Origin of the sequence: Bacteroides sp. AM23-12 (assembly GCF_003434395.1) — a bacterium.
Lineage (GTDB): Bacteria > Bacteroidota > Bacteroidia > Bacteroidales > Bacteroidaceae > Bacteroides > Bacteroides thetaiotaomicron.
In genome coordinates, this window is the sequence record NZ_QTLF01000061.1 from 1 (window position 1) to 9,121 (window position 9,121).

General features: G+C 42.4%; 11 protein-coding genes. 9 read left to right on the plus strand and 2 right to left on the minus strand.

All coding sequences use genetic code 11. The annotated features are described in order from the left end of the window. Window positions 1-1,105 (minus strand): site-specific integrase (locus tag DW640_RS22650; protein ID WP_147326404.1); only part of this gene is annotated, 1,105 nt, incomplete at its 3' end. Between the two features lie 393 nt (window positions 1,106-1,498). After that, window positions 1,499-1,936 carry a GNAT family N-acetyltransferase gene (locus tag DW640_RS22660; protein ID WP_008766887.1) on the minus strand — a complete coding sequence of 146 codons (438 nt, stop codon included), beginning with the start codon at window positions 1,934-1,936 and terminating at the stop codon, window positions 1,499-1,501. A gap of 139 nt (window positions 1,937-2,075) precedes the next feature. Here DW640_RS22660 and DW640_RS22665 point away from each other — a divergent pair, with 139 nt between their 5' ends. The 9 genes from DW640_RS22665 to DW640_RS22705 form a co-directional block, all read left to right on the plus strand. Then, window positions 2,076-3,332 (plus strand): carboxypeptidase-like regulatory domain-containing protein, encoded by a 1,257-nt coding sequence (locus tag DW640_RS22665; protein WP_008760358.1) that lies wholly within the window; start codon window positions 2,076-2,078, stop codon window positions 3,330-3,332. A 50-nt stretch (window positions 3,333-3,382) separates the two neighbouring features. Continuing rightward, window positions 3,383-3,934: an RNA polymerase sigma-70 factor gene (locus tag DW640_RS22670; RefSeq protein ID WP_048697261.1), complete on the plus strand. Its 552-nt coding sequence runs from the start codon at window positions 3,383-3,385 to the stop codon at window positions 3,932-3,934. Next, a complete protein-coding gene (locus DW640_RS22675) occupies window positions 3,931-4,773 on the plus strand; it encodes a FecR family protein (protein WP_048697257.1) in 843 nt (280 codons plus the stop codon). The genes DW640_RS22670 and DW640_RS22675 overlap by 4 nt, the downstream gene beginning before the upstream one ends. Window positions 4,774-4,788: 15 nt before the next feature. After that, window positions 4,789-6,330: a carboxypeptidase-like regulatory domain-containing protein gene (locus DW640_RS22680; protein WP_048697254.1), complete on the plus strand. Its 1,542-nt coding sequence runs from the start codon at window positions 4,789-4,791 to the stop codon at window positions 6,328-6,330. Between the two features lie 61 nt (window positions 6,331-6,391). Continuing rightward, window positions 6,392-6,568, plus strand: a complete 177-nt coding sequence (locus DW640_RS22685; RefSeq protein ID WP_008766883.1) for a DUF4250 domain-containing protein — start codon at window positions 6,392-6,394, stop codon at window positions 6,566-6,568. A gap of 198 nt (window positions 6,569-6,766) precedes the next feature. Beyond that, window positions 6,767-7,303, plus strand: coding sequence for an RNA polymerase sigma factor (locus DW640_RS22690; RefSeq protein ID WP_008760363.1), 537 nt, complete (start codon window positions 6,767-6,769; stop codon window positions 7,301-7,303). 4 nt (window positions 7,304-7,307) lie between these two features. Next, entirely contained in the window at window positions 7,308-7,667 is a 360-nt protein-coding gene (locus tag DW640_RS22695; protein WP_011109356.1) for a hypothetical protein, read from the plus strand. 32 nt (window positions 7,668-7,699) lie between these two features. Continuing rightward, a complete protein-coding gene (locus DW640_RS22700) occupies window positions 7,700-8,284 on the plus strand; it encodes a hypothetical protein (protein ID WP_008760365.1) in 585 nt (194 codons plus the stop codon). Window positions 8,285-8,600: 316 nt separating this feature from the next. Then, on the plus strand, window positions 8,601-9,121 hold a 521-nt coding region (locus DW640_RS22705; RefSeq protein WP_199610452.1), incomplete at its 3' end, for a chloride channel protein.

Below are 9,121 nucleotides of genomic sequence, written 5' to 3' on the forward strand. Positions count from 1 at the left end.
TGGAGCTGACCGTTTCGATGGGAACACCGTTGGAGAGGAATATCGTCGTGGCTGCCGTGTGGCGGCTCTGATGCCACGTGATATGCTTGGTGATGCCGCAACGCTTGGCGACGGCACGGATACCGGCAAGGCACGTGTTATAATGCGGAACGGGAAATATCCTGCCGTCCCCGCACAGTCCCCGGTATTTGCCGATTATGCGGTTGGCGATGTCGAGCAGGCGGATGTTGGACACCACGCCCGTTTTCTGGCGGTTGATGTTTATCCACTCGTGTTCGTCGAAGTAGGTGCGGATATTCTCTTCCGTAAGGTTGCGCATATCCGCGAACGACAGCCCCGTGAAGGCGCAGAACAGGTAGAGGTCGCGGTACAATTCCTGTTTGGCGTTTTTCAGTTTCCCCTCCATCAGCAGGCGGATCTCATCTTTGGTCAGGAAACTGCGTGTTGTTTCCTCCTTCTTGATTTCATACTCGCGGAACGGGTCGCGCGTCAGCCACTCGTTGTTGATGGCGATGAATACCATCGTCCGTAACGGGCAGACGTACAGCCACACGGTATTGGTGCAGCAGTGCTTGTCCGTGCGCAGGAACATCTCGAAGTCGGAGATGAAAGCCGGGGTAAGCTCTTTTAGGGCGATGTCCTTCACATGGTAGCGGATGTCGAGGAACTCTTGCATGTGCTTGTAAACGGTGCGGTACTTCAGCAGCGTGCCTTTGGCTTTCATGCCTGCCTCCACCTGCTTCTCGTAGTCCTCGTTGTGCTGGCGGAACACCTGCATCAGCGTGTGGTAGCGGTGTTCCAGTCCGAGAAAGGCGTTCTTCACCTTCTCCGCCGTGACGAAGTTGTCACGCTCCATGATTTCCTGATAATGCCTGTTGATGCGTACCCGCATCTTGTCAAGCATACGGTTCGTTTCGAGTGCCGCCGTGCTTCTGCCCGTGACACGTCCACCTTTGGTGTCCCACAGTTTCGGATCGACAGTCAGTTTGCAGCTGAACTGTGTCTGGCTGCCGTCCACCGTGATGCGTCCCATGACGGGAACTGTCCCGTCCTTTTTCACTACCTGACGCTTGAGGTAGTAGATTACTGAAAATGTACTCTTCATTGTCCTTAATTTTTGGGTTTCAAAATTAGTTGGTGAAGAGTCCGGTGTTGGTACGCAAAACGGGGAGGAACGGCGCAATCTTTTTCCGTAACCTGATTTTTCGCATGAGTTATGGATAACTCACTATTCCTTAGAGCCTTGTTTCGCTATTCGTACCCGTTTGTCGCATTTTCGGGCATGGTTACGAACAAGTAACGTAGCGGCGTCAGGATTTGGCTTCGGCAGGGATTGTAATGGCTTCACGGATTATCGCCACTTCAACCAAAACCCTTGTAACTCAATTCTATCACTATATCTTTCCGCATTTCACTTTTTTGTAGTAACTTTGAAAGTATAATTAACAATTAGATTTGGGCTCCGGGGAACTGGAATCTAATGGTAATATCTTCTTCTTTATTTGTTTGATATGAGTTTCATCGGAGTATAACTGATTCCGTTTGTTTGTTGCCTGTCGTTTGTTTTTTCAAATCCCAGAGATTCGTAAAACCTGATAGCGTATGTAGATGAGTTTACAGTTATTTCATTTGCCGGACAATCACATTGGGAATAGTCAAACAGTTGCTTGCCTATCCCTTTTCTATGGAATTCCTTTTTGATGAAAAACAAAGAAATGTGTTTGCCCTCATTCTTGGTTCCCATAATACCTATTAGTTTATTTTCTTCGAAAGCTCCATAAATGCAGAGTTCATTCATCAATTTATCGTTGAATATAAAACTTTTGAAACTCTCAAGACCTTCGTCTTCGAAATCATCCTGACCACATTGCAAGTATACTTCTAATGCTAAAGTTGTCGCCTGCTGAAATTCTGCTTTATCTAATTTGCGTATCATAATTAATCATTTGTTGAGAATATAATTTTTGTCTGTCGGGCAAGATACTGATTTTTTTTATTTCAGACAATAGGGTATTTGCAGATTGAACGATCTTATTTATAGAAGCAGGAATTATTTACTTTAAAACTTTATTAAGATGAAAAAGTCAGTTATACTTTTGGTTGGATGGTTATTAGCTTTTCTATGGATAGGGAGTGCTGATATATGGGCGCAGGATGCAGGAGATTATTTCACGATTGTCGGAATGGTGAAGGATAAGCAAAATAAGAGAACACTTGAAAACGTGAATGTATCTGTGCAAGGAAGTAATATCGGTACGGTGACAAATGCAGAGGGAGAGTTTGCTCTGAAAGTCAGGAAAGAAGAAGTGCCGCGAGAGTTGGAAATCTCTCACATAGGCTATATCAATAGTCATGTATCTTTAGATAAGAATAATTCTTCTAAATTGACGGTCTGGATGATACCTCATACTAACCAGTTGAATGAAGTGGTCGTTTATGCCAATAATCCGCGTACAATTATAGAAAAGGCGATTGAGAAGATTCCGGTAAATTATAGTGCCAACCGGAATATGCTTACCAGCTTCTATCGGGAGACTGTGCAGAAAGGGCGCCGTTATATCAGTGTATCGGAAGCTGTACTTGATGTGTCGAAAACAGCATACACCAATCGCACTACGGATTATGATAAACTACAGGTTCTGAAAGGACGCCGTCTGCTAAGTCAGAAAGTTAGTGATACATTGGCAGTAAAGGTTATGGGTGGTCCTAATATATCTGTAGTTTTGGATATCGTAAAGAATAAAGAGGCGCTGCTGGAACCAGAAGAATTGAACAACTATGAGTTCTGGATGGCTGAATCGGCATTGATCGATAACCGGATACAATATGTTATTAATTTCCGTCCGAGAGTTCTTTTACCATATGCGCTGTTTCATGGGAAATTGTATGTAGATTGTGATAAGCTGTCGTTTACACGTATCGAGATGAATCTGGATATGCAGAATAAATCGAAAGCAATTGCTGCTATTCTTCATCAGAAACCATTTGGACTGAGATTCAAACCGCAAGAGTTATCTTTTCTGATAACCTATAAAACGATAGATGGAAGGACTTATCTGAATTATATCCGCAATGATATTCGTTTTAAATGCGACTGGAAACGGAGGCTTTTCTCTACGAGCTATGCAGTAACCTCAGAAATGGTGGTGACAGATCGGAGGGAGAGTCCGTCCGAGATAATTCCGCGGAATAAAGTATTTACCTCCAATCAGATTTTCTATGATAAAGTCGGAAATTACTGGAGTGAAGACTTCTGGGGAAATTATAATATCATAGCACCTACGGAGTCTCTGGAACATGCTGTCGATAAATTGAAAAAGCAATCTAATTAAAATCAGAATTGTTTTCTTATATTTGGGAACAATCGTAAAATGATAGAAGTATGCTGAATGAACTGCTCATACTGACAAAAATAAAGGCAGGTGACATAAAAGCGTTTGAGGAACTATTTCGCTGTTACTATTCTCCCTTGTGTTGGTATGCGGCAAGCATTACCGGACGGATGGAGGTGGCTGAGGAAATTGTTGAGGAACTGTTTTATGTGCTTTGGAAGGATAGGGAACAGTTACAGATTTTCCAGTCTGTAAAAAACTACCTCTACAGGGCGACACGTAATCAGTCAATTCAATACTGTGAGCATGAAGAGGTCAAAGAGCGGTATAGAGAGTCTGTGCTGACTGCATCCTCTTCGGAACAGGCGACAGATCCTCATCAGCAGATGGAATATGAAGAACTTCAGAAGCTGATAAATAATACCCTTGAGAAATTGCCGGAACGCAGAATGCAGATATTTAAAATGCACCGGACGGAGGGAAAGAAATATGCGGAAATTGCAGTCCAGCTTTCTCTCTCCGTCAAAACGGTGGAAGCGGAAATGACGAAGACTTTACGAACTTTGCGAAAAGAAATAGAAAATTATATTCAAATGAAATGATGAAAACGGATATTCATAAAATAAAGACGGAGCAGGCTTGGAATCGGTTGTACGACCGATTGGATAAAGATCATCTGCTTGTAGAAGACCATCGGATGCCTAAAATCCCGATGTGGGTACGCTATGGCACTGTAGCGGCGATGGTGGTCGGTTTGGTTTTTAGTACTTTGTATTGGGGATTCGGTCAAAAAGAGGAATTACCTGACTTTATAACACAGGAGAATCAAGATGTTCCTACATTGGTCACGACTCTGGAAGATGGTTCTGTCGTGTTCTTGGCAAAGGAGACTTCTATCCGATATCCGGAACATTTTGTTTCTGATAAACGGGAAGTCAGTTTGCAGGGAGATGCCTTTTTTGATGTGGCAAAGAAACAGAAGCAACCTTTTTGGATTGATACAAAGGAAGTAAAGATTGAAGTATTGGGTACTGCTTTTAGTGTAAAGAGCGTCGAAGATGCTCCGTTCCGTCTTTCGGTGCAACGGGGAACCGTTAGGGTAACCCTTAAAAAGAGAAATAAAGAATGTTATGTCAAAGCTGGTGAGACAGTGGTATTGCAATCACAGCAACTTTTGCTCAGTTCGACTGAAAATGCCGGAGAGTTGAATCGCTATCTGAAGCATGTCTGTTTTAAAGATGAATCTTTGGGGCATATTCTGAAAGTAATGAATATGAATGCAGGCAGTTCGCAGATACGTGTAGCTTCTCCTGCGCTTGAAAAAAGAAAGCTGACAGTTGAATTTTCCAATGAATCTCCAGAGACTGTGGCTACATTGATAGCCTATGCGCTTAATTTGAAGTGTACACGGCAGGGGGATACATTCATACTGACAGAATAAATAAAAAAAAGTGAGATGAGGATGGTTTATCGCTATATGGTGATTCTGTGTTTGTTCTTTATCGTACCGGATACGTTGAGAGCTGACGGAGAAGATGTGCTGGAGCGTATGATCAGTCTGCCGAAGATGAAAGGAACGGTCTATTCACTGTTAGGCAATATTTCTCAGCAGTCAGGTTATCTGTTTATCTATGACAGTAAAGTAGTAGATAATGATGTAACGGTGAAGATACGGAAAGGAGAGCGAACCATTCGTCAGGCTATTTATGAGATAACAGGAGATACCAGCCTGGAATTTAAAGTAATAGGGACTCATATTCTGATAACTTCTTCTTCACCGACCAAACAGCAACAGGCGAAACCTTCATCCGTTCACCCTGTAAATCTGATGCTTACCGGAACTTTACTGGATAAGGAAACCGGAATGCCTGTTGCTTCTGCATCCGTTGGAGTCCGGAGGACATCTGTGGGGATTATTACTAATCAGGAAGGAGAGTTCAGACTTTCCTTACCGGATTCTTTGCAAAACGATTCGGTTGTTTTTTCTCATATAGGATATGTTTCACAAACTCTGGAAGTTTCAGTTTTGGCAGGTCGCCATCATATTCTGAGCTTGGAACCAAAGGTTGTTCCTTTACAGGAAGTAGTGGTTCAATGGGTCGATCCTTATAAGCTGCTGAAAGAAATGGGAAGGCAAAGAGAGCAGAACTATTCTCATTCTCCTGCCTACCTGACCACATTTTACCGTGAAGGAGTTTTATTGAAAAATAAGGTTCAGAATCTTACTGAAGCAGTTTTCAAAGTTTATAAGATCGCTTCGCATTCTCCCGTTTCCGATCAGGCGAAGCTGTTGAAGATGAGTCGGCTGAGTAATGTCGAAGCCAAAGACAGTCTGCTTGTAAAGGTGAAGTCCGGCATTCAGGCATGTTTTCAGATGGATATAATGAAGGATATGCCTTCATTCCTGATACCTGACGCAGGTGATAACGGTTATCTGTATACTTCGCAGGGAGTGACATTCATAGACGACCGGTGTGTGAATGTCATACACTTTGCACAAAAGAAGGAGATTATCGAGCCTCTCTATTGCGGAGATTTGTATATTGATGCCGAGACGAATGCCTTGTTACAAGCTCGTTTTGAGGTAGATCCCCAGCGTGTAAAGAAAGCGTCGGAAATGTTTGTAGAAAGGCGCACGCATGGCATTCAGATAATACCGCAAAAGGTGGTTTATACTATTTCCTACAAACCATGGCAAGGTATCTATTATATTCATCATATCCGTGGAGACCTTTCTTTCAAGGTGAAACGGCGACGGTTGCTGTCTGCTAGTCCGCAGATGCAGATCTGGTTTGAAATGATCACTTGCAAAGTGGATACGGAACAAGTGACTGCATTCCCGCGGGCAGAAAGATTACCGACGCGTACTATCTTCTCTGATCTGAATTTCAAATATGATGAAGACTTCTGGAGGGATTTTAATGTGATACCTCTGGAAGAGGAACTTGGTAAGCTGATTGAGAGAATCTCTTTGAAAATAGAAGAAATCGGCCCTTGATTTGTTTTGCCATTCGCCGGGATTGCTGTAACTTTGCGCCCGGTTTAAAAGATTGTAGAATATGGAATTGCCTAAAGATCCGATGGTGCTGTTCAGTGTCATCAATATGAAGTTGCGTGACTGTTATTCTTCGCTAGATGAGCTTTGCGAAGATATGGATGTAAGCAGAGAAGATATTGTCAGTCAGTTGAAAGCTGCAGGTTTTGAATATAGTGCGGAACATAATAAGTTCTGGTGATTTTCAGTCAACTTCGGCTTGTATATAAAGAGTTAACAGCGCCTCCATGGTCTTGAAAAAGATTATGGAGGCGTTTTTTTATTCCTTGTATGCCAATGTCATATTTCCTCTTTTCTATTAATAAATGTAAAATCGGCTCTTGTGCATTTAACTTCGTTCCTTTTCGGCGTTCTAATAACCAAAGCTCAGAAATAATAGATGATAAACGAAGATAAAATCCGAAAAGCTTGTTCCTCAGATCGCGAGCGGGGATTCAGGTTGCTGGTGGACAGTTTTCAGGAACCGATATATAATTATATCCGGAGAATGGTAGTGTCTCACGAAGATGCGGAAGATGTGCTGCAAGAAGTCTTCATTCGTGTATTCCGCCATTTGGATCAGTTCCGGAATGAAAGTTCGCTGAGTACATGGATCTACAGAATTGCAACGAATGAGTGTCTTCGGTTATTGAATAGTCGTAAAGAAGAAGTAATATCAGCGGAAGATGTTCAGGAAGAACTGATGAGTAAACTGAAAGCTTCTGACTATGTCGACTACGAAGATGAACTGGCTGTAAAGTTTCAGGAAGCTATATTGACTTTGCCGGAAAAGCAGCGGATCGTTTTCAACTTGCGCTATTACGATGAACTGGAATATGAAGATATCGCCCGTGTTCTGGATAGTAAGGTTGAGACACTGAAAGTGAATTATCACTATGCGAAAGATAAGATAAAGGAATATATATTAAACAGGTAACATCATGGATAAGGATTTTGATTTTGACAATATTGGTAAGCGGACACCTTATCGCACTCCCGATAACTTTTTTGAGGAGACACAGCGTAAGATATTGGAACGTACGGTTGACGAGCAACGCAAGAAGCGTCGGCTGAAAAGGATTATTCCTACTGTGATTGCTGTAGCAGCAGTATTGGCCGGGATTTTGTTTACGCCGTCTCTCCGCTATATGAATACCGACACACCATCTGCTTCAAATATATTGGCTGTCGATAAAAATAATGTAACAACAGATCCGGTAGATAAATGGATTAAGGAATTGTCAGATGAGGAGTTGGAAGAGCTCGTCAGCTTCTCTGAAAACGATATATTTTTAAACTGAATAACTCAATTAATTATTAAAACGTGAAGATTATGAAGACTAAGTTTATTTATGTAGTGTTGATGGCTTTATTTTTGGGAAGCCAGATGACCCTTTCTGCACAGAATAAAGAAAACAAAGAAAGAAAACAGCATCCTACACCGGAGCAGATGATGCAGATGCAGACCAATCAGATGGTGAGAGCGCTCATGCTGGATGATGCAACGGCAGCCAAGTTTACTCCGATATACGAGAAGTATCTGAAAGAACTTCGTGAGTGTCGTATGATGAACTTCAAACCCAGAGCGAGAAAAGATGCAGCTCAAGGTACGGAAGCCAATACTGCCAAAGAAACTCCAAAACCGGTTATGACAGATGCGGAAATCGCTAAAATGTTGAAAGATCAGTTTGCGCAGAGTCGTAAGATGCTGGACATCCGTGAGAAGTATTATAATGAGTTCAGCAAGATTCTGTCTCAAAAGCAGATCATGAAGATTTATCAGCAGGAAAAGAGCAATATGAATAAATTCAGAAAAGAGTTTGACCGTAGAAAAGGACAGAAACCGGGACAAGGTCATAAACCCGGACAAGACCGCCAGAGACAAAGACAGCATACCCCTCATCAAACTCAAAAGTAGATAATGGATTAGGTATTATTTATTATAGTGTTTTATTTTACTAAAGTCAACACAAATTGGGCATAGGCAGATATATCTATTCTTTTCAGTATCGTTTGATTATTCATTGTGTCTTGTTACTGATAAGTTTTGGCAGCCTATGCACAGTCCGGCAAAGAGAGCTTTGCCGGACGTGTAGTTGATGCTGACTCATGATACATGGTATTCTGCGTCTGAATCTGCTGGAAGGATAAAGCTGATTAAATATTTATCAGTCTGAAACCTCTGCGGGGTATTAATTGTTGTATCCATGCGAAAACAATGAAAACTTTGCTGAATGGAGTTTCGACTGATTAAAAAATTAAAGGACAGAGGACGTTGGCGTATCTTCAAACTCAAATTGATTGATGCGCGGCTTTACTTTGTCAGTATCTTTGTCGGGTTACTGACGGGGCTTATTGCTGTGCCTTATCATTACCTGCTTCAGTTCTTCTTCAATCTTCGCCATGACTTCTTTGATTCTCATCCTAAATGGTATTGGTACCTTCCTCTTTTTCTGTTAATGTGGGGGATTCTTATATTTGTCTCCTGGCTGGTGAAAAAGATGCCGTTGATCACAGGAGGAGGTATTCCACAAACACGTGGAGTTATCAATGGAAGAGTTGCGTATAAACATCCTTTCATTGAGGTGATTGCCAAGTTTGTGGGAGGAATACTTGCGCTAAGCACCGGTTTGTCTTTGGGACGTGAAGGACCTTCGGTGCAGATCGGTTCGTATGTAGGATGTCTGGTTTCTAAATGGGGGAGAGTGCTTGCCGGCGAGCGGAAACAATTGTTGGCGGCGGGTGCCGGTGCCGG